The sequence below is a fragment of the Pseudoalteromonas gelatinilytica genome, assembly GCF_001641615.1.
Taxonomy (GTDB): domain Bacteria; phylum Pseudomonadota; class Gammaproteobacteria; order Enterobacterales; family Alteromonadaceae; genus Pseudoalteromonas; species Pseudoalteromonas gelatinilytica.
The window spans coordinates 105,217-126,096 of the sequence record NZ_LRRU01000022.1 but is presented as its reverse complement, the minus strand read 5'-3'; the positions used below and the strand labels follow the sequence as shown (position 1 = coordinate 126,096).

At 42.0% G+C, this 20,880-nt stretch carries 21 protein-coding genes; 5 read left to right on the top strand and 16 right to left on the bottom strand.

Features of this window, described 5'->3' with window-relative positions:
• The first annotated feature begins 54 nt into the window (after positions 1–54).
• Together barA and NH153_RS17825 are read left to right on the top strand one after the other, a co-directional pair.
• Entirely contained in the window at positions 55–2,823 is a 2,769-nt protein-coding gene (gene barA, locus NH153_RS17830) for a two-component sensor histidine kinase BarA (protein ID WP_063706462.1), read from the top strand.
• Between the two features lie 28 nt (positions 2,824–2,851).
• Positions 2,852–3,178 carry a hypothetical protein gene (locus NH153_RS17825; RefSeq protein ID WP_063706460.1) on the top strand — a complete coding sequence of 109 codons (327 nt, stop codon included), beginning with the start codon at positions 2,852–2,854 and terminating at the stop codon, positions 3,176–3,178.
• 68 nt (positions 3,179–3,246) lie between these two features.
• Here the strand turns inward: NH153_RS17825 and pdxJ are convergent, their stop codons facing one another.
• The 10 genes from pdxJ to rpoE form a co-directional block, all read right to left on the bottom strand.
• Positions 3,247–3,978: a pyridoxine 5'-phosphate synthase gene (pdxJ, locus tag NH153_RS17820; protein WP_054554340.1), complete on the bottom strand. Its 732-nt coding sequence runs from the start codon at positions 3,976–3,978 to the stop codon at positions 3,247–3,249.
• 43 nt (positions 3,979–4,021) lie between these two features.
• The gene (gene recO, locus NH153_RS17815) at positions 4,022–4,708 is read right to left on the bottom strand and encodes a DNA repair protein RecO (protein ID WP_063706458.1); all 687 of its coding nucleotides are present in this window, start codon (positions 4,706–4,708) and stop codon (positions 4,022–4,024) included.
• Between the two features lie 17 nt (positions 4,709–4,725).
• On the bottom strand, positions 4,726–5,658 hold the full coding sequence (gene era / locus NH153_RS17810; RefSeq protein WP_063706456.1) for a GTPase Era: 933 nt from the start codon (positions 5,656–5,658) through the stop codon (positions 4,726–4,728).
• Positions 5,648–6,325: a ribonuclease III gene (gene rnc / locus NH153_RS17805; RefSeq protein WP_054554337.1), complete on the bottom strand. Its 678-nt coding sequence runs from the start codon at positions 6,323–6,325 to the stop codon at positions 5,648–5,650. The genes era and rnc overlap by 11 nt, the downstream gene beginning before the upstream one ends.
• 2 nt (positions 6,326–6,327) lie before the next feature.
• The gene (gene lepB, locus NH153_RS17800; protein WP_063706454.1) at positions 6,328–7,263 is read right to left on the bottom strand and encodes a signal peptidase I; all 936 of its coding nucleotides are present in this window, start codon (positions 7,261–7,263) and stop codon (positions 6,328–6,330) included.
• Positions 7,264–7,289: 26 nt separating this feature from the next.
• Positions 7,290–9,077, bottom strand: a complete 1,788-nt coding sequence (lepA, locus tag NH153_RS17795; protein WP_063706453.1) for a translation elongation factor 4 — start codon at positions 9,075–9,077, stop codon at positions 7,290–7,292.
• A 70-nt stretch (positions 9,078–9,147) separates the two neighbouring features.
• Positions 9,148–9,597 (bottom strand): SoxR reducing system RseC family protein, encoded by a 450-nt coding sequence (locus NH153_RS17790; RefSeq protein WP_063706451.1) that lies wholly within the window; start codon positions 9,595–9,597, stop codon positions 9,148–9,150.
• Between the two features lie 3 nt (positions 9,598–9,600).
• Positions 9,601–10,554 (bottom strand): MucB/RseB family sigma factor regulatory protein, encoded by a 954-nt coding sequence (locus NH153_RS17785; RefSeq protein WP_063706449.1) that lies wholly within the window; start codon positions 10,552–10,554, stop codon positions 9,601–9,603.
• A 4-nt stretch (positions 10,555–10,558) separates the two neighbouring features.
• The gene (locus NH153_RS17780) at positions 10,559–11,185 is read right to left on the bottom strand and encodes a sigma-E factor negative regulatory protein (RefSeq protein WP_063706447.1); all 627 of its coding nucleotides are present in this window, start codon (positions 11,183–11,185) and stop codon (positions 10,559–10,561) included.
• A gap of 1 nt (position 11,186) precedes the next feature.
• Entirely contained in the window at positions 11,187–11,768 is a 582-nt protein-coding gene (gene rpoE, locus NH153_RS17775) for an RNA polymerase sigma factor RpoE (RefSeq protein WP_036969086.1), read from the bottom strand.
• A gap of 404 nt (positions 11,769–12,172) precedes the next feature.
• Here rpoE and nadB point away from each other — a divergent pair, with 404 nt between their 5' ends.
• On the top strand, positions 12,173–13,795 hold the full coding sequence (gene nadB / locus NH153_RS17770) for an L-aspartate oxidase (protein WP_063706445.1): 1,623 nt from the start codon (positions 12,173–12,175) through the stop codon (positions 13,793–13,795).
• Here nadB and NH153_RS17765 read toward each other — a convergent pair.
• Both NH153_RS17765 and NH153_RS17760 read right to left on the bottom strand, forming a co-directional pair.
• Complete coding sequence (locus NH153_RS17765) at positions 13,770–14,114, bottom strand: hypothetical protein (RefSeq protein WP_063707192.1); 345 nt, start codon at positions 14,112–14,114, stop codon at positions 13,770–13,772. The two genes, nadB and NH153_RS17765, sit on opposite strands and share 26 nt — an antisense overlap.
• 55 nt (positions 14,115–14,169) lie before the next feature.
• A complete protein-coding gene (locus NH153_RS17760; RefSeq protein ID WP_063706443.1) occupies positions 14,170–14,421 on the bottom strand; it encodes an FAD assembly factor SdhE in 252 nt (83 codons plus the stop codon).
• Between the two features lie 120 nt (positions 14,422–14,541).
• Here NH153_RS17760 and ygfZ point away from each other — a divergent pair, with 120 nt between their 5' ends.
• Both ygfZ and NH153_RS17750 read left to right on the top strand, forming a co-directional pair.
• On the top strand, positions 14,542–15,453 hold the full coding sequence (gene ygfZ / locus NH153_RS17755) for a tRNA-modifying protein YgfZ (RefSeq protein WP_063706441.1): 912 nt from the start codon (positions 14,542–14,544) through the stop codon (positions 15,451–15,453).
• A 12-nt stretch (positions 15,454–15,465) separates the two neighbouring features.
• Complete coding sequence (locus NH153_RS17750; protein ID WP_063706439.1) at positions 15,466–15,951, top strand: FKBP-type peptidyl-prolyl cis-trans isomerase; 486 nt, start codon at positions 15,466–15,468, stop codon at positions 15,949–15,951.
• Positions 15,952–16,001: 50 nt separating this feature from the next.
• On the opposite strand, the gene NH153_RS17745 is transcribed toward NH153_RS17750, so the two are convergent.
• The 4 genes from NH153_RS17745 to NH153_RS17730 form a co-directional block, all read right to left on the bottom strand.
• Complete coding sequence (locus NH153_RS17745) at positions 16,002–16,466, bottom strand: hypothetical protein (protein ID WP_063706437.1); 465 nt, start codon at positions 16,464–16,466, stop codon at positions 16,002–16,004.
• A 14-nt stretch (positions 16,467–16,480) separates the two neighbouring features.
• A complete protein-coding gene (locus NH153_RS17740; protein WP_105175279.1) occupies positions 16,481–17,314 on the bottom strand; it encodes a DUF481 domain-containing protein in 834 nt (277 codons plus the stop codon).
• Between the two features lie 11 nt (positions 17,315–17,325).
• Positions 17,326–17,646: an HI1450 family dsDNA-mimic protein gene (locus NH153_RS17735; RefSeq protein WP_063706435.1), complete on the bottom strand. Its 321-nt coding sequence runs from the start codon at positions 17,644–17,646 to the stop codon at positions 17,326–17,328.
• Between the two features lie 119 nt (positions 17,647–17,765).
• Positions 17,766–20,879 (bottom strand): efflux RND transporter permease subunit, encoded by a 3,114-nt coding sequence (locus NH153_RS17730; protein ID WP_063706433.1) that lies wholly within the window; start codon positions 20,877–20,879, stop codon positions 17,766–17,768.
• Position 20,880 lies beyond the last annotated feature (1 nt).

The window sequence follows — 20,880 nt, the reverse complement described above, 5'->3', positions numbered from 1 at the left end:
GCGGGAGTAAGTATATACTCTTAAACAACGATAATAATGATAACAACATTCTTTATGACTAAATTTGGCTTACGTGACTCAGTCTTAACCCTTACACTTATACCGACTGTGATCATAGGCTTGTTGCTGGGCGGTTATTTTACAATAAATCGTTACATTGAGCTCGATGAAATTTTATATCAGCAGGGTGTAACTATCATTGAGCCCCTCGCGATTGCCGTTGAGCAGCCTTTAATAAAGCGTGATAAAGCCTTATTAACTCGCTTAGTGAGTCATACACATAACAAACACTCCCCTGCTATCCAATCCATTGCTATTTTCGATGAAAACAATGAGTTGGTGATTTTTAGTAAATACCAAAGTGAATTCAAAGAAATTGTCAAAAGCAATGCAAACAGCATGGATGGCATTCAAGTACAAAATTCTGAGCACTATCTAACATTCTCTACTGCGATAATTAATCATAGCCGCCAAGACATGATTTGGAATCATCACAGCTATCAAGCATCACTAGGTACTGTGGTGATCATGCTCAATAAACAACAAGCCATTATTGGCCAGCAACGAGCCTTACTGGTCAGTGGCGTGGTAATTTTACTGGCGCTAATACTTGCGACCGTACTAGCATTTAGATTGACTCGTATGTTTATTCAGCCACTTAATAAGTTAGTACTAGCTACCGACAAGCTTATTGAAGGTAAAGTCGATACGGGGCTTGACCAAAAAATGTTTGGTGAGTTTGAATTACTACGCGCAGGCTTAAACACCATTTCTGAAACCATGGTCATGCAACGTGATGAGATGCAAAAACACATTGACCAAGCAACCTCAGATTATCGCGAAACACTCGAACAATACGAAACCCAAAATATTCAGTTAAGTATTGCTAAAAAAGACGCGCAAGATGCGAACCGAGTTAAATCTGACTTCTTAGCTAAAATGAGTCACGAATTACGTACACCGTTAAATGGTGTAATTGGTTTTACACGCCAGCTTTATAAGACTCCGCTAAATAAGCATCAAAAAGATTATCTCGATACCATCGAGCTTTCGGCTAACAGCTTAATGACTATTATCAGTGATATTCTCGACTTTTCGAAATTAGAAGCCGGTGCCATGGAACTAGAATCAATGCAGTTTCAGCTCCGTGATAATATAAACGAAGTACTAACCTTACTGGCGCCAAGTGCTCACGAAAAGCAACTTGAACTCTCTATATTTATCCACCCGCAAGTGCCTGATAACCTCACTGGCGATCCGACACGCTTCAAACAGATTTTGATCAACCTGTTAAGTAATGCCATTAAGTTTACTGAAAAAGGCTCTATCAAGGTTGATGTTGGCTACCGTTTATTGGATGAAGAGCGCGCCTCTATTTTGGTGTCTGTGACCGACACCGGTGTGGGTATCCCAATGGATAAACAAGATGCGCTATTTACTCCATTTGGCCAAGCAGACTCGAGTATCACCCGTAAATTTGGTGGTACAGGCCTTGGTTTAATCATCACTAAACATATTGTTGAAGCGATGAATGGCCGCATTACTCTAAACTCAGCACCTGGTAATGGTACCTGCTTTACGTTTAATGCCGTATTCAGAACGCCAAGTAACTCAATTACCAGTGACTTACCGACCCAATCACTGATCAATAAACGTATTCTGTATCTTGAGCCTCATGAGCATACCCATCAAGCAACGTTATCGCTACTGCATGAATGGCAAACTCGCGTTACCGCCTGCATGGATGAAGAAAGCTTCTTAAATGAGATCAACAAAGACTTCAGCTACGATATTTGTATTATTGGCCATACCGCCACAATCGACGATATGCAGCAACTGAAGAGTTATGTAAAAGCAGTGCGCCCTGTCACTGATTATTTATACATTATGCTCAATACCGTTTCGCATAATATGCGTGAAGCCTTTGTTGGTAGTGGTGCAGATGCTTGCTTGAGCAAACCGCTTAACCACCGTAAATTATGTGAGGTACTTGCTGCGCCTTACCGCCTTGATCACCCGGTGCATAATATTGAGCAAGGTGATGAAAAGTTATTACCACTAAAAGTACTGGTTGTTGACGATAACGATGCCAACCTAAAACTTATTTGTACCTTGCTTGAAGAACAAATTGAGCTAATTGATACCGCACACAACGGCTCACAAGCTTACAGCTTAAGTAAAAGCCACAAATATGACCTGATTTTCATGGACATCCAAATGCCAATTATGGATGGTATTACAGCATGCAAACTCATACGTGAGTCATCTCTTAATGAAGATACGCCTATCATTGCGGTAACCGCTCACGCCTTAGCAGGTGAAAAAGAGCAACTGCTTAAAGATGGCTTTAAAGGCTACTTAACTAAGCCTATTGATGAAGATATGCTAAAACAAATAATCAGCGATCATAGCCCGCAATCGCCGATTAATCGCGAACGCAGCAAAACTGCCACAGTAGCTTCAGAGCCCCCATTTGAAAGCGCCCGCCTCGATTGGCAATTGGCACTTCAACGCGCTGGCGGTAAAGAAGAGCTAGCGCTTGAAATGCTCAACATGCTATTACTCAGCGTGCCTGAGACCTTACGCCTACTCAATGAAGCTATAGAAAAAGAAGACTGTGAACATGTACTTAGCATAGTCCACAAGTTCCATGGCGCATGTTGTTACACCGGCGTCCCCAAACTTAAATCCCTCGCAGAAACCCTCGAAACAGCATTAAAAAGCGATTGCGATTTAAATTACATTGAACCTGAATTATTTGAGCTAATTGATGAGCTGAATAATTTGTTAAGTGATGCGGGAATGGTTGAGCAACAACGATAAAAGTTAGCATGAATATCAAGGAAGATTAATGTTTTTTATTTTATTTTTGATTTTTACATCATTATCGTTCTTTTGGTTTATTCTCAGTTATAAAAAGCTTGGTGGAATGGTAAACGATTACGTAAAGATCAATTACACAGAGCAATGGCAAGAATACGAGAATAAAGCCCGTTTAATGGGAGTAAAACCTAACTCAATTGTGTTTCATTCAGTTAAGAAAGGTGAATTTTCGGCCATAGATGATGGTGTTTTGAAAAGTTTCAAGAAAAAACATCATTACATAGTAACCCTACTCTGCCTATCGCCACTGTTATCATCCTACCTCTCAGAATTTATTGTTTACCTGAACAAATAAAAACGCGGTGGATATTATCTCCACCGCGTTCAGTATTGAAATTTGCTGGCTCTTATTAAAGCCGTCAGCTAAAGTCTTGCTTCAATCATTAAACGTTTCATATCGCTGACTGCTTTTTCTAAACCATCAATCGCTGCACGGGCAATAATCGCATGACCAATGTTTAACTCATAAATTTCTGGCATTGCCGCAATGGGTTTTACATTGTGATAATGAAGACCATGACCTGCATTTACGATTAAACCTAGGCTATCAGCATATTGTACGCCGCTACGAATGCGCTCAAGCTCAGTGTGAAGCTCTTCGTCATTTTCAGCATCGGCATAAGCACCGGTGTGAATTTCAACGTAAGGAGCATTACATGCTTTTGCAGCGTCAAGTTGCGCGTTGTCAGCATCAATGAATAACGAAACCTTAATTCCTGCTGCTGTTAGCTTTTCTGTAGCTGCTTTTACTTTTTCAAAATTACCCACAACATCAAGGCCACCCTCAGTGGTAAGCTCTTCACGCTTTTCAGGCACTAAACAAACATAAGCAGGTTTCACTTCAAGGGCGATGTCGATCATTTCATCGGTGACTGCAATCTCAAGATTCATACGTGTTTGAATCGTTTTTGCCATCACATATACGTCGCGGTCTTGAATGTGACGACGGTCTTCACGCAAATGAATGGTGATACCATCTGCACCAGCATGCTCTGCAACAGCTGCAGCATGCGCAGGATCTGGGTAACTCGTGCCACGCGCTTGGCGTAAAGTGGCAATGTGATCAACGTTTACACCAAGAAGAATATCTTTCATTTTTTTACCTGTTTAAAACAACGATTCAAGGCTGTTCATCAGCCTACTTAATAAATAACTCACGGCTTTTTAATGGCTTTTTGCCAAGTAAAGGCTTGAGTAGGTATCGACTTAATTGCTTTGCCATATATAACACATCAGGGGCGCTAAAGTCATGAGCCGCTATGGCATTTAATTGCTTTCCTGAAAAACCACTATGAGGGTCGTCATGCAGTAAAAAACCGTATTCAGCAAAGTACTGGTAATTTGCTGCATCGTTTATTTCATCCCCTTCGGCATCAACGCTAAAATCAACGCCATAACCCAGCATCTCTAAAAGTTGAAACTCGTAAGAACGCAGCACTGCTTGTAGGTTTTTAGTGGTTGATAACTCGTCAAGATGCTGTTTATACAAATGATAAACGCTTTCCATCGGCTCATTGATAGGTACGATACGATTGGTTAATTCGTTCATATAGAAGCCGCAATAGAGCTCGGTGCCTTTTAACATTGTTTGCCCGCCATGGGGCTCAAAACGATTGATGTATTTTAAATCAGACTTACCGCTGTATTGTACAAGCAGTGATTGGAAAGGTTGTAATTGTGCTTTATGTTTAGTGGCCTGGCGGCCACTAATGCGAGCCAGCATTCTTAGCTGACCTACGCCTTCTACCAGCATATCAAGCATGACTTGCGAGTCACTAAATGGACGTCGGTGCAGCAAGTATGCTGTGTAGAATTCGCTATCCATGGCGTGTAGGACTTTACTTAGTCTTCACCATAGCCAAGGCTACGTAGTGCACGCTCATCATCGGCCCAACCTGATTTCACTTTTACCCAAAGTTCTAAAAACACTTTGTTATCAAGCATGCCTTCAAGATCTTTACGGGCTTCACGGCCAATCACTTTAAGCTTTTCGCCTTTATTGCCGATCACCATACGCTTTTGCGTTTCACGCTCAACTAGGATCAAACCATTGATTTGCCAAACGCCGTTTTCTTGCCATTTAAACTGCTCGATCTCAACGGTCACTGAGTACGGTAACTCATCGCCCATAAAGCGCATCAGCTTTTCACGGATCACTTCTGCCGCCATAAAACGCATTGAGCGGTCCGTAACGTAATCTTCAGGGAAGTAAAACTCACAAAGCGGCAGACGTTTGGTTACTTCTTGTTTGATTAATTCAATATTTTTACCTTGCTTCGCAGAAACAGGAATAATACCAACAAAATCAAACTTATTGCCCAAGAAATGCATGTGCGGAAGCACTAAATCGCGGTCTTTCACTTGGTCAATTTTATTCATAACTAATAACACTGGGCGACCACTTTGACGTACTTTGTTAAGTACCATCTCATCGTCTTCGTTCCAGTGTGTGCCTTCAACCACAAAGATGATCAGTTCTACATCGCCAATTGAGCTTGATGCAGCACGGTTCATTAAACGGTTAATTGCGCGTTTTTCTTCTACGTGTAAGCCTGGTGTATCCACATAAACAGCCTGGTATTTACCTTCGGTATGAATACCCATAATACGGTGACGCGTGGTTTGTGGCTTACGAGAAGTAATAGACACCTTTTGCTCAACAATATAGTTAAGTAAGGTTGATTTACCTACATTTGGGCGGCCAACAATGGCAACCATCCCACAGTGCGTATCTAGCTCTGCAGGTTCTTTGCTAATTAAATCATCAAGATTCATTTTTAAGTATCTTTAAGGCTTTTTCAGCGGCTTTTTGCTCAGCTTTACGACGTGAGCTACCTACTGAGATAATGCTATCCATCCCTTCAACAATACATTCAACCGTGAATGTTTGATTGTGCGCTTGGCCTTTTGTATCAATTACAGTGTAGCCAGGTAACGATAATTTGCGCGCTTGTAAGTATTCTTGAAGTAATGTTTTCGGATCTTTTTGATTTAAGCCCGGTGAAATTGCGTCAAGACGCGACTCGTACCAACTTAAAATTAACTCACCACATTGTTCAATGTTTGAGTCTAAGAACACCGCACCAATAATCGCCTCTACGGCATCAGCAAGGGTTGATTCACGGCGAAAACCACCGCTTTTAAGCTCACCCGGACCTAAGCGTAAGTAATCGCCTAAGCCAAACTCAAGGCCAAATTCAGCCAAGGTTTGACCTCGCACTAGGGTCGAACGCATGCGGCTTAAATCACCTTCGCGTGCTTTTGGAAATTTAGTATAAAGCGCATTCGCAATCACAAAGCTCAAAATTGAATCGCCCAGAAACTCTAAGCGCTCATTATGTTGGCCTTTATGACTGCGGTGCGTCATTGCCTGCTCAAGCAAAGCTTGATCAGTAAATGTATAACCTATTTTGTTGTATAACTCTGTTACGTTTTTTTTCATCGTTACTGAATATTACCTAGGCGTTCAAAACGAACACCAGTTGGAACCCAGCCTGGTAAAAAGTCATCTGGGCCATTTTCAAATTCAAAACTCATCCATATAAAGACGGCTTTACCTACCAAGTTTTCTTTTGGTACAAAGCCCCAAAAGCGACTGTCTTGGCTATTATCACGGTTATCACCCATCATGAAATAATGATCGGCAGGAACAACCCACTCGTCTGAGCGTGTACCCGGTTGTTGATAATAACGGCCTTTCATTTCAGGAGCTTGCGGGTTAATCAAAATATTATGATTCACTGTGCTTAGGTTTTCTTCTAAGCGCACTAAATTCATCGAACCCTGCTTGAACTCGTCACTATTGAGGATTTCCATATCAATTTTGTTGTATTCATTACACAGCAAATCACCTTGCTGCGTCACACCTTCTGCACATTTTGGCTGAATATAAAGGTGCTTATTGCGATAAACAATTTTATCGCCCGGTAAACCAATCGTACGTTTAATGTAATCAACACGCTCGTCTAATGGGTATTTAAATACCACAATATCACCACGCTCAGGTTCACTTACATCAACTAACTGGCTGCGCCAAATTGGGTCTTTGATGCCGTATGAGTACTTCTGTACCAAAATGAAGTCACCCACTAATAGGGTTGGCATCATTGAGCCAGATGGAATTTGAAACGGTTCAAAAATGAAAGAGCGAAAAATCGTAATCGCTGCAATCATCGGAAAAATTGACTTAGCCGTTTCAGTGATACTTGGCTCAGGCGCAATTAATGCTGCGGTTTCTTCGTCTAATTCACCACCTGCTGCATTTTGAGCAAGGGCAATGCGCTGCTGACGTTTTGGCGCAAACATAAAGTGGTCGATTAACCAAATTAATCCTGAGCCTAGCGTTAGCAACACTAAGAAAATAGAAAAGTAACCCGCCATGCATTAATTCCTTTATTTACTTCTAATTATTTACCAACTTTAAGGATAGCTAAGAATGCATCCTGAGGTACTTCAACGTTACCTAGTTGCTTCATTCGCTTTTTACCTTCTTTTTGTTTTTGTAGCAGTTTCTTCTTACGGCTCACGTCACCACCGTAACATTTCGCGATTACGTTTTTACGTAATTGCTTAACGGTTGTACGAGCAATAACATGCTGACCAATTGCCGCTTGAATCGCAATATCAAACTGCTGACGTGGAATTAAATCTTTCAGTGCTTCAGCTAACTGACGTCCACGTGATTGAGCGATATCACGGTGTACGATAATCGCTAACGCATCAACACGCTCACCATTAATAAGTACATCAACACGTACCATGTCTGAAGCTTGGAAATGCTTAAAGTTATAATCAAGCGATGCAAAACCACGGCTTGTTGATTTTAACTTATCGAAGAAGTCCATGACTACTTCAGCCATCGGTAATTCGTATGTCACCGCAACTTGCTTACCATGGTAGCTCATTTTAGTTTGTAGACCACGTTTTTCAACACAAAGTGTAATTACGTTACCTAAAAACTCTTGTGGAACTAATATGTTAGCTTCAACGATTGGCTCACGGATTTCAATAATGTTGTTTACCGGTGGTAAGTCAGACGGGTTATCAATCTGTTTAGTTCCGTCTTTTGTTTCTACTTCGTAGATTACTGTTGGCGCAGTGGTAATAAGATCAATGTCGTATTCACGCTCAAGACGCTCTTGGATGATTTCCATGTGTAGCATACCTAAGAAGCCACAACGGAAACCAAAGCCTAGTGCTGTAGAGTTTTCTGGCTCAAAGAATAACGACGCATCGTTCAAGCTTAATTTATCAAGCGCATCACGGAAAGACTCATAGTCATCTGATGAAATAGGGAACATACCTGCATAAACCTGCGGCTTAATGCGTTGGAAGCCAGGTAAACGCTCAGGAGCAGAATTACGTTGTAAAGTGATGGTATCACCTACTGGTGCACCATGGATTTCTTTAATACCCGCAATAACAAAGCCTACTTCACCGGTTTTTAGGATACCCGTGTTAGTTTGTTTTGGTGTGAAAATACCCACTTTATCTGCGATATGAACCTGATCATTCGACATGATCTTAATTTTATCACCCGAGCGTAATTCACCATGCTTGATACGCACAAGTGATACAACGCCTTGGTATGGGTCAAACCATGAGTCAATAATAAGCGCTTGTAGTGGCTTATCTTTGTCACCTTCTGGTGGCGGGATATCTTTAACAATGATTTCAAGTACGTCTTCGATACCAATACCGGTTTTCGCACTACATTGCACAGCATCTAGGGCATCAATACCAATGATATCTTCAATTTCTTCAGCTACACGAAGTGGATCGGCTTGTGGTAAGTCGATTTTGTTTAGAACAGGAATAACTTCTAAATCCATTTCGATTGCTGTGTAGCAGTTAGCCAAAGTTTGAGCTTCAACACCTTGACCCGCATCAACAACTAAAAGTGCACCTTCACAGGCTGCAAGTGAACGAGAAACTTCGTAAGTGAAGTCAACGTGTCCTGGCGTGTCGATAAAGTTTAACTGGTATGTTTCGCCATCTTTCGCTTTATAATTTAGCGTTACACTTTGCGCTTTGATGGTAATACCACGCTCACGCTCAATGTCCATTGAGTCTAACACCTGCTGCTGCATTTCACGGTCTGTTAAACCACCACAGACTTGGATAAGACGGTCAGAGAGAGTCGATTTACCATGGTCAATATGGGCGATGATCGAAAAATTACGGATATGCTTCATAAACTGGATTCTAAACTTCTATATAAAATGGACTAAGTGTATAAAGCGACAATTTTACATTTAATTGGCTTTAATCACCATCTATTTGAGTGAAAGGAATAGTAATTGGGTGAATTTTTATTACTTTAATATCATGTTTAAGGCTCTTAACCCTTGATTTTGCTATTGCATAGCCTGTTAAACCGCCGATCACAGCCGCTAAAATTTGCCAGCCTTCGGTTAGCGAAAATGCCGCAAATGCGATTAAAGCAAAACCCAAACTGAATAACAGCGGCAACATGTAAACAGCCATAGCATGTTTGACCAAATGGCTATCATCAAGTACCAAGGTTACTTTTTGACCTACTTGTAGCTCTGTATCAAAGGTATAAGGGAAGGTTTTTTTGGCTGTGCCAAACAGTTTGGCAAAAACTTGCGAACCACAGCGACCATTACAGCCGGCACAGGCCTGCTTTTGTTCGGCTTCTAAATTCGCTGTCGTGCCTTTAACCGACACGACAGTGAGTGTTTGTTCAATCATGATTTAAAGAGGTCGCGCTACCGACTCAGCTATAGCTTTGGCTGTCATAGCAGGGATATTACCAACAACCGATACATCAAAGCTACCACCATTGTGCACATACACCGTTGTTGCACCCGATGATAACGCGCCACTTGCACGTTTACCTGGTAGTGGTCTTTGAATAAAAACAGACACTTCAACAAACCCATCTGAATATAAATAATAGTCAGCAAGTTCATTGTTTAGGTCGAGTTTATGGCGGTCTGATTTTAACAGTTTGAAGCCATCAGGGAGCCAGCCAATTTTCCAATCATTTGCTGCGCCGTCGCTATCACTGGCAATATCATTGGTTGAAAGCACCGCAGGAAACTCACGGTTTTGCATCTCAACTAACATCGGCGCAGGTTGCTCGGTAACGCTAATATGAGTTAGCTGTAATTGCTCTAGCATCTCACCTTTGTGATTTACATAGGCTGATTTAAGTAACAACGAAGACTCAGTATCGAGCCAAATCCAATAGTTGTACTTGTATTCATCTTTAGATTCGATACGCACTAACTGTGCAGAGCGCCCTGCAATACGACCTTTTCCACCCAGTACAAAATCATAATGGGCACTTAATCTATCGATATCTTTAAAAAGTACTTCAGGAATAGGTCCGGCAATAGAATCTGTTTTAACTGAGTAAGGCTCTGAATGCGGTTCAAAATAAGTAACTTGATCATCAACGCGAACCATTTCAAGACCAGCACCATTTAGTAAACTTAAATGTTCTAGCTCAATATCATCCTGTTTTGCATGTAGCCAGCGGTACGGCTCCATCGCTTGGCCTTTTACAACCACAAACGATGCGTCAAAATTGCGAGTATGAACGGCCGTAGCCATATCATGTAATAATGTTTTGGCGGGATTTTCGTCGCTGGCAATGGCAGGGGCCGTTAATACCAGCGACAAAATAAAAGTAAAAACTTTCATTTAATTAGTTTTTTTCCTCTTCTGCATTATCTGCAGTTTGCGATTCTTCTAGCGAATATGCAACACGCGCTTGACGTTGGTGTTCAAGAACTAACGCACCAATACGTTGCTGTTGTAATTCACGTAAACCTTGCTGAGCGTTTTCTAATGCAGGTTGCTCAGATGAGTAACTTACAGGAGAAGCCATACCGGTTAACGGCACTGTTTGTAAGGTTGGAATGTCATTTTGTGGCGCTTCGGTGTTTTGTGGCAAAGTTTGTACGCCCACAATCGCAAACATAGCAACGCTTGCAGCAATGGCCACTTGGGCAAATGGACGACGCCAATTAAATGCTACCACGTTATCTGTGCCTGTTGCCGCCACGATTTCTTCGCTTTTTGGTGCCGTTGTTTTATTCGCGAAATCAGCGTAAACAGGTTCTTGCTCAAGTGCTTCAGCCACTGCATCTGCAATGTCAAAGTTAAAAGCGTTATTATTTGCCTCAGCACGCATTACATCACCAATCATTGCGTAACGACCAAATGTAGACACATCGTCGTTTGTGATCGCTTGATCAGTTAACTGCTGCTCGCCGTCAAGTAACGCGGATAACTGCTCATTATCCAACTTGTTAACGTCTGCTTTTGTCATACTAAGACTCACCTATTAATGGATTCAATTTATTATCAATCGCCTCACGGGCACGGAAAATACGTGAACGCACCGTTCCCACAGGGCAATCCATAACCACGGCTATTTCTTCATAGCTCATACCTTCAATTTCACGAAGGGTAATCGCGGTTTTTAGATCTTCAGGCAAACTATCAATCGTATTAAAAATTACAGCACGTACTTCGTCACTTAATAACAGGTTTTCTGGCGATGCGTTTGAACGCATTGCATCTGCACTGTCATAAAATTCTGCTTCTTCAGCATCAACATCGTTAGCTGGGGGCTTACGGCCCTGCGCAACTAAGTAATTTTTAGCACAATTTACGGCGATACGGTATAACCAAGTATAAAAGGCGCTATCCCCTCTAAAGTTAGGCAATGCACGGTAGGCTTTAATAAAGGCTTCTTGTGCGACATCAGCAACATCACCTTGGTTTGATACATAACGTGAAATCAAACCTGCAATTTTATTCTGATATTTTCTAACTAATAGGTTGAAGGCGTTTTTATCTCCTTGCTGGACCCTTTTAACTAGCGCTAAATCCAAATCCTGCTCGCTCATTCGAGCCGGTACTCCTCTGTTTGATTCTTGCTTGCTATTCATATACTCGCCATTGTTTACACAAACTCTGACTGCACCATGAATATAAAAGTTCAGTTTAAAATGATTTTTTTATAAAATAGCACGCAAATAAATTGAGTCATACCAATCTTATTACACGACAATCCTAATAACTGCTGAAAAATCAACGGTTATCTCAATACAGCGTCAGTAAACTTCACAGCTCAAAACAGCTCACAATAAACTGTTTATGTGACGATAAAACTAATAAGATTGGTATAACGTATTAAAATGACTAATAGTGTTAAAGCAAATATGGTACATATACGTATACCACATAAAAATTTATTTGCTCAAACTTTTGGCACTACTAGCCGAGCATTGTAACCGCAAAGACCACAGACATGAACCAAAATAAACATCACATTACTGATGTCGCTATCATTGGCAGCGGCGCCGCAGGCCTTTCTCTTGCTTTATCGCTTGCTAACCATTGTAAAGTGACGGTCCTTAGTAAAGGCGCATTAACCGAAGGTTCTACCTTATATGCTCAAGGTGGTATTGCAGCAGTATTTGATAAAAAGAATGACAGCATTGAATCGCATGTTGAAGATACACTCGATGCTGGTGGTGGCTTGTGTGACCGTGATGCGGTTCACTACACAGCGAGCAATGCTAAAAAATGTTTAAAGTGGCTGATTGAGCAAGGTGTGCCTTTTGATATGGAATTTGATTCAAAAGGTAAAGAGCGTTTTCATTTAACTCGCGAAGGTGGCCATAGTCATCGCCGTATTTTGCATGCTGCCGATGCAACTGGCCGAGCTGTGCAAACAACTTTAATTAGCCAAGTGCAAGCACACCCTAATATCACCCTATTAGAAAACTATAATGCGATTGATTTGATCAGCGATAAAAGCCTAGGTAAAAAAGGCAAACACATTCATGGTTTATATGTGTGGAACTGTGTTGACAAAAAAGTTGAAACTATCGCTGCCAAGTTTGTATCACTTGCAACGGGTGGCGCAAGCAAGGTGTACTTATATACCTCTAACCCTGATGTATCGAGTGGTGATGGTATTGCAATGGCATGGCGTGCAGGGTGCCGTGTTGCCAATATGGAATTTAACCAATTCCACCCGACGAGTTTATATCACCCAGAGCTGCAAAACTTTTTGATCACAGAAGCAATGCGCGGTGAAGGTGCGTATTTAAAACGCCCTGATGGCACTCGCTTTATGAAAGACTTTGATGAGCGCGAAGAGCTTGCTCCACGCGATATCGTTGCTCGCGCTATCGATTTTGAAATGAAACGCCTTGGTGCTAACTGCGTGTATCTGGATATTAGCCATAAAGATAAAGATTTTATCATTGAGCACTTCCCGACTATTTACGCCAAATGTTTAAGTGTTGGCCTCGACATTACGAAAGAAGCCATTCCTGTGGTGCCGGCTGCACACTATACCTGTGGCGGTGTTATGACTGACTTTAACGGCCGTACAGATTTAGACAACCTTTATGCGGTTGGCGAAGTGGCTTACACAGGTTTACATGGCGCAAATCGTATGGCGAGTAATTCGTTACTCGAATGTATCGTGTTTGCCCATGCCGCAGCGAAAGATATTTTAAGCAAAATCGATGCAAGCCCAGCTCTTGAAGCTCTGCCGCAGTGGGATGAAAGCCGCGTAACGAACTCAGACGAAGAAATCGTTATTACTCACAACTGGCATGAATTAAGACTATTTATGTGGGATTACGTGGGTATTGTGCGCTCAACAAAACGCTTAGAGCGTGCACTTCACCGCGTTGAATTACTGCAGCAAGAAATTCACGACTATTACGCGAACTTTAGAGTGACAAATAACTTATTAGAACTTCGAAACCTAGTACAGGTTGCAGAGCTGATTATTCGCAGTGCCCTTGAGCGTAAGGAAAGCCGTGGTCTTCATTACACGATTGATTACCCTGAGCAAAACGAAAACCCAACGCCGACAATATTAACCCCTAATTCGGTTGCTGCACTGCAATAATCGCGCGCTTTAAACGCGAATAACTCACTTCATCAACACTGGCTGCGCTTATAATCAGCCAGTGTGATTGATAAAACCCAGCTAACCTCAGCACAACAAAATTAGCAAACACATAACTTTTAGCCGTTATCTGGCCTTGCATGTTAATTGTGTCGCTTGCAAACCTAAGATCCGTTTGCTCTAAGATGACAACACCCTTTTCAGGTTGTGACTGTTGGACTTTTTTGAAGCTAATAACGGCGATGATAAGACAGCATAAACATGCCAACAGCTGAGCGATAATATGCTGATAAGCAAAACATAAAATGATGGCTATCAAGCAAAAAAAGACCACAAAGGGTTTGTGGTCTGGGGTATTATTTGTAACGGTAAATCTATACACGAACTCGGTCTAAAATTAACGAGACCATACCGTTAAGTTCAGGGTCTTTACACTCTTCGTGGCCCATAAACCAAGCGAATAAATCAGGATCATCGCTTTCAAGTAAGCGTTGAAATACTGCTTGTTGCTCTTTTGTTAGTGAGTCAAACGCTTCTTCAACGAATGGCATAAATAAAACATCAAGTTCTAACATACCGCGACGGCATGCCCAACGAATACGTTCTTTACTGTGAATTTCAGTCATTTTAAACCTCGTACTTATTTGTCTGCAGTTTACCAAATTGCCATCGAATAAACAGCTATTTAAATTGCTACCCTAACTAAGTTATCATTAGCGCTCATTCATATCGTAAAGAAGGTTTTTATGTCGACTGTTTACGCATGTCCTTTATCTCATTCACTTATCAGCCTAACAGGCAAAGATAAGTTGTCTTACCTTCACGGACAAATTACTCAAGATATCAACAAACTAAATAATGAAAACTTCCTATGGGCTGGTCACTGTAATGCAAAAGGCAAGCTTTGGGGTGTGTTTAGATTGTTTTCATATCTTGATAGCTATTACCTTGCAGGTTCAAAACCTGAAGTTGAGCAATCACTAGTCGAGTTAAAAAAATATGCGGTATTTTCGCAAGTAGAAATTCAGCAATGCGAAAATCAGCTAATTGGCTTATTAGGCGATGACCTAACAGCGACTTTAGACGCCTTAGCAATTAAATTTGACGATGAGCACAGCGCTGTCGATTTTGCTGGCGGTAAAGCGTTAAAGCTAGCTGATAACCGCGTATTACTTATGGTAAATGATGAGTTTAGTTTGCCTGATAACGTTACAGCCCTTGATGATGACGCGCTATGGCAACAGGCTGCTATTGCAGCAGGTGAGCCATCGTTAAATAGTGACGCAGTTGGCGAGTACGTGCCGCAAATGGTTAACTTGCAAGCGCTCGGTGGTATCAGCTTTAGAAAAGGCTGCTACACAGGGCAAGAAACTGTCGCCCGCATGAAATACTTAGGCAAAAATAAACGCGCTATGTATATCGTATCTGGTAAAGCAGATGGTTTACTTGATGAGCTTGAACTCGAAACTCAACTAGGCGAAAACTGGCGCCGTGCTGGCAAGCTTATCAGCCAAAGTTATAATCAACAGACGCAAACTTTAATGGGTCTGATTGTGCTCCCAAACGACAATGAAGCTGGTCAGATTTTACGAGTTAAACACCTCCCTCAGGTAGAGTTATCAATTCAAGCTCTGCCTTACTCTCTCGAAGATGAATAAATAGGAATGACTATGATCGTAGCAGCAAACAAAGTGGTAAAAATGCATTATTCAGTATTGGATAATAACAAAAATACCATCGACAATTCTTTCGATGGTGAGCCACTGGTGTTTATCGTTGGCACGGGTTACTTAATTCCAGGCCTCGAAAATGCGCTATTAGGTAAAGAAGCGGGTGATACATTCAGCGTTACTGTTGAACCAGAGCAAGGCTATGGTGAGCGCCATGATGATCTAATGCAAGCCGTACCAAAATCAATGTTTGAAGGTATGGAAATTGAAGTGGGTATGCAGTTCCGCGCTACGACAGATGACGGTGATCAATCAGTGATGATCATCGAAATTCAAGACGAAGACGTTATTGTAGATGGTAACCACCCTCTTTCAGGTATTACCCTACATTTTGATGTTGAAGTGCTAGAAGTGCGTGATGCAACTGAAGAAGAATTAGCACATGGTCATGTGCACGGTGAAGGTGGTTGTGGTCACAGCCACTAAACCATGACTATAAAAAAAGCGCCATTGGCGCTTTTTTTATATCTCAGTGCTTATTCAGCTGCTTTCTGTGCATCCAGTGCTGGCTCTGGTTCAGCAATATGCTCTCTAAGCGCAGCCAGTAAACCTTCTTGGTCGTTGGTTCCTAAACGGTAGTGTGTACCGTCTTTCATTGCCAGTTCGACTGCACTGAACCCTGAAACACTATAAACCCACCCATCATGCGTAATGCGCAGGCCTACACCATGACGAAATGAGTTACTTACCGCTCGAACAGACTCAATCTCATCAAAGCTAACGGTTTTACCAAACACACCTGGCCCAAATGCCCAACTTACCGTTTTATCACTTACTTTTATTGTTAAGCCATGGAACAAAAAGCCCACCAGCACTAGAATTGCGCTAAACACCATAAGAGGTATATCGGCGCCAATTAAATTCCAAGCTAAGGCAATAAAAGCGCCTATCCAGCCTAAGATTACAAAGATAAAAATAGCGTACTGCTTATGTTGATACATACGAAGAGATTCTCTTAAAAGCTATAAACAAAGGTCGCACTCAGCTCAGAATCGTATTTGAGCTTATCTTCCTCTGGTTTTGAGTTATAGCGATACATATAGGTAAATTTGAGTGATACATCACCCATAATTTTGCTGATCAATGACGTTTCTGATTTTAAACGCGAGTTTAATCCCGATAACGATTGTTCATAACTCACATCTTGATTAAAGCGAGTACGAGTGGAGACTGTCCGTTCCCACTGCAGCGCTAAACGAAGCAGGTAACCTGTTTTTGTTTCATCTTCTTCAGTGGCTGTATCTTGATCCGCCACTGAGCGATATAAACCCGGCCCCACATCGATATCGACTTTATTTTTACTGCCTTGGTAAATACGGTTACCGTAACCCGTCGCTATGGTGCTCTTAAACTCAAGACCACTAAATTTATCTCGCTCGTAGTCACCATAAATGAAAAATGACTCACTTTTTACATTTAGCTTATAGTTACCTTGGCCTGACACGAAAATACGATCAGCAGAAACTTCTTCATCGCCGGTTTCTTCGTTGCGGTCACGTTTATATAAGGTATCGAGCTTAAATTGGTTACGCCATTTTTCAAAATCTTGATAAAGGTTACCTTTGAGTTTGAAGCTGGTTGAGTTGGTATTGCCACGGCTTACCATAAAACCAAACTCCATATCTCCGTATAGCAATTCGCCTTTATGGATTTGATGGATCTCTTCTTCTGATAGCTGCCCGTATTCGTGAAAGTCTTCAAACGGATCAACAGCAAAAGCCTGCCCACTGCTAACAAGCAAGGCGGCCAAAAAAATTCGTTTTATGGTCTTAAAACTAGAGTCAAACATTGGCTGGAGAGTTATTCGCTATCTTTCCAAAGAATGTGGCAAAACGGTGCATCTTTGTCTCGGCTAATTAAAATTTTCGCAAACAAAATATCTTGATTGTCGAATTCAAGTCCTACTAAGACTTGCACAAATAGCTCAGGTTCAATTTCTAATGCGACAAAATCTTGCCACTGATCGTCAGGCTCACTTTCTTCAATAAAACCTAGCTCTTCTCTGTGCTCGTTAAAATCAGCAATATCTTGCTCGCTTAAGTTATCAGGTGCTAACTCTAAAAAGATATCATACGCCTGATGTGTTACTTCTTCTTCACTGTATAAGCGTGGACCAGCCATTCCTTAAACCTCTGCACATGTGTGTCACTTTTGAATCTGGCTATGATAACAAACCTGTTTTGATTTTTACCAAAAAAAAAGCCAGGTTACCCTGACTTTTTTGTAATTTATAAGACTTTTTACTCTGTGGTTGCTGTGCCTTTTATTTTTTCGCGCATTGATTGCACGAGCGTATAAAATAGCGGAACAAGCAAAGTACCAAAAATGGTTGCCGCTAACATCCCAAATAACACGGTAATACCGAGCGATATACGACTACCCGCCCCTGCGCCACTTGCAAACACCAGCGGTAATACGCCAAGCACAAACGACAGTGCCGTCATCAATACCGCTCTAAATCGTAATTTTGCCGCGTTGAGGGCCGCTTCAAAAATACCTTTCCCTGCCGCGCGCTCTTCCATAGCAAATTCAACAATCAAGATAGCAGTTTTAGTGGAAAGGCCAATCAGTAGCACTAAACCAACCTGTGCATAGATGTTGTTTTCCATACCAATCACATACAACGCAAGCATGGCACCAAATAACGCCAGCGGCACTGCTGCAATGACCGAGAACGGAATTGTCCAGCTTTCGTATTGCGCTACTAAGAATAGATACACAAACACCACCGCTAAACCAAATAAGATTGGCGCCATGTTACCCGCTTCAATCTCCTGTTTAGACTGCCCAGCCCACTCATACACGTAGCCTGTTGGTAATTGCTCGGCCAACTCTTGCATCGCTTTAATCGCATCACCACTGGCATAACCCGCTGCCGGTTGTCCGCTAATGCTTGCACTGCGGTATAAGTTAAAGTGCGTTAAGCTTGTAGGACCTAGGATTGGCTCAAGTTTAGCTAATGTAGTGAGCGGCACCATTGCCCCTTCATCATTACGTACATAGTAGTACTGTAAATCTGCTGGGTTTTGACGAAAACGGCTTTCTGCCTGCATGATAACGCGGTAAGTACGGCTGAACTGGTTAAAGTCATTAATGTATAACGAGCCGAGTTGCGCCTGTAAGGTTAAGAAAATATCGCTAAGCGCCACCCCTTGAGCCTTTGCTTTATTGCGATCAATTTCAAGGAAATACTGCGGCACATTCGCTCTAAATGTACTGTAAACATTTGAAAGCTCTGGACGCTGGTTTGCTTCATAAATTAAGCCATTTAATACTTGAGCAAGCTCAGCAGGCTCACGCCCTTCACTGTCTTGTAATCTAAACTCAAAACCAGCACTGTTACCAAGCCCCGGAATTGCAGGCGGATTAAAGGCCATGATTTGCGCATCTGGCATTGCCCAAAACTGCCCCATTAAACGGGTTAATACAGCACGTAAACCAAGCTCAGGGCTGGTTCGCTCTTCCCAATCTTTGAGTACCACGATACCAAGCGCATTATTAGAACCCGCACCGCCGAGTAATGAGAAACCAGAAACCGCAATAAAATCGGTTGCCGCTGGTTCATTTTTAACAATATCCCCCAGCTTGTGCATCACTTCTTGGGTACGACCGCTTGCTGCGGCATCAGGTAATTGCACATCAACAAAAAGAAAGCCTTGGTCTTCTGCTGGTACAAAGCCTGTAGGCACTGTTTTTACTAGCCACCCTGCAGCAGCAAAAATAACCACCGCAAACAGTGCCATTCTCGCTGTACGTTTGAGGATAAAGTTAATAACTTTACTGTAACCATTGGTTGAGCGGGTAATGATGTTTTCAAACGGGGCTAACCACTTAATCGGCTTCATGGCCTTTTCGCTTAACAATAAAGCACACAATGCAGGGCTTAATGTCAGTGCGTTTAAAGATGAAATGAGTACCGCAAAAGAAATCGTCACCGAGAATTGCTTATAAAGCTCCCCGGTTATTCCCGGCATAAAGCCTACTGGCACAAACACCGCAAGCAATACTAAGGTCGTTGCCACTATTGGCCCCGATACCTGCTCCATCGCTTTGGTAACCGCTTCTTTAATTGGTAGCTTTTCTTCTTTTAGTATTCTTTCAACGTTTTCAATAACAATAATGGCATCATCTACTACGATACCTATTGCAAGCACTAAACCGAACAAGGTGATTAAGTTGATGGAGTAGTCCATCATCATCATAAACGCGAAAGTCCCCACCAAAGATACCGGAATAGCCACCGTTGGAATGAGCGTAGCGCGCCAATTTTGTAAGAATAAAAATACCACTAAAATAACCAAGCCCACCGCTTGGACAAGGGTGACAACCACTTCATCAATCGAGCGATTAATGAACTCTGTCGTGTCATAAGGAATTGAGTACTCAACACCATCAGGTAACTGTTTAGCCAGCTCTGCCATACGTGCTTTTACATCGTTGGCAACTTGCGTCGCATTCGCTTCTGTTAGCTGATAAATAACTATAAATGCAGTGTCTTGCTGGTTTAACTTTGCTGTTGTGCTGTAGCTTGCTGCACCTAATTCAATACGGGCAATATCGTGCAGGCGCACAAAGTTACCATCTTTACTCGAGCGAATAATAGTTTGACCAAACTCTTCAGGGGTTTTTAAGCGCCCTTTTGCCTGAATCGAATATTCAAATTGCTGGCTCGGTGCTGAGGGGGCAGCCCCCAGCTTACCTGCTGCTACGATAGTATTTTGCTCTTGTAGCGCGGCTTGAACCTCTGACACAGTTAAACCCAGTGATGCCATTCGATCTGGGCGTAACCACAAGCGCATTGAATAGGTTTGCTCCCCCATTACCTCAGCAGATGCAACTCCATTTATACGGCCAAGAGGCTCGGTTAAGTAGTTGGTTGAATAGTTGCTTAAGAAAATAGCGTCGATATTTTCTTGGTTAGAGTACAAGTTGATACCAAGTAGCATCGAGCTCGATTTTTTCTTAACCGACACACCTTGGCGCTTAACCTCCTCAGGTAAGCCTGCTTCAGCAAGTGCCACACGGTTTTGTACGTTAACTTGGGCAATATCTGTATCTGTGCCGACCTTAAAATACACAGTTATGTTGGCCGTGCCGTTATTCGACGATGTTGATTCGATATACATCATATCTTCAACACCATTAACCTGCTCTTCAATGGGCCGGATCACCGACTCTTCAACTATTTGCGCACTTGCACCTGGGTAACTGGCACTAATTTGAACTTGCGGAGGGGTAATTTGCGGGTACATATTCACTGGCAGTAAAGCCATTGAAATTAAACCCGCAATGGTAATAACAATCGAAATTACCAAGGCAAATTTTGGGCGAGATATAAAAGTTTTACTGATCATA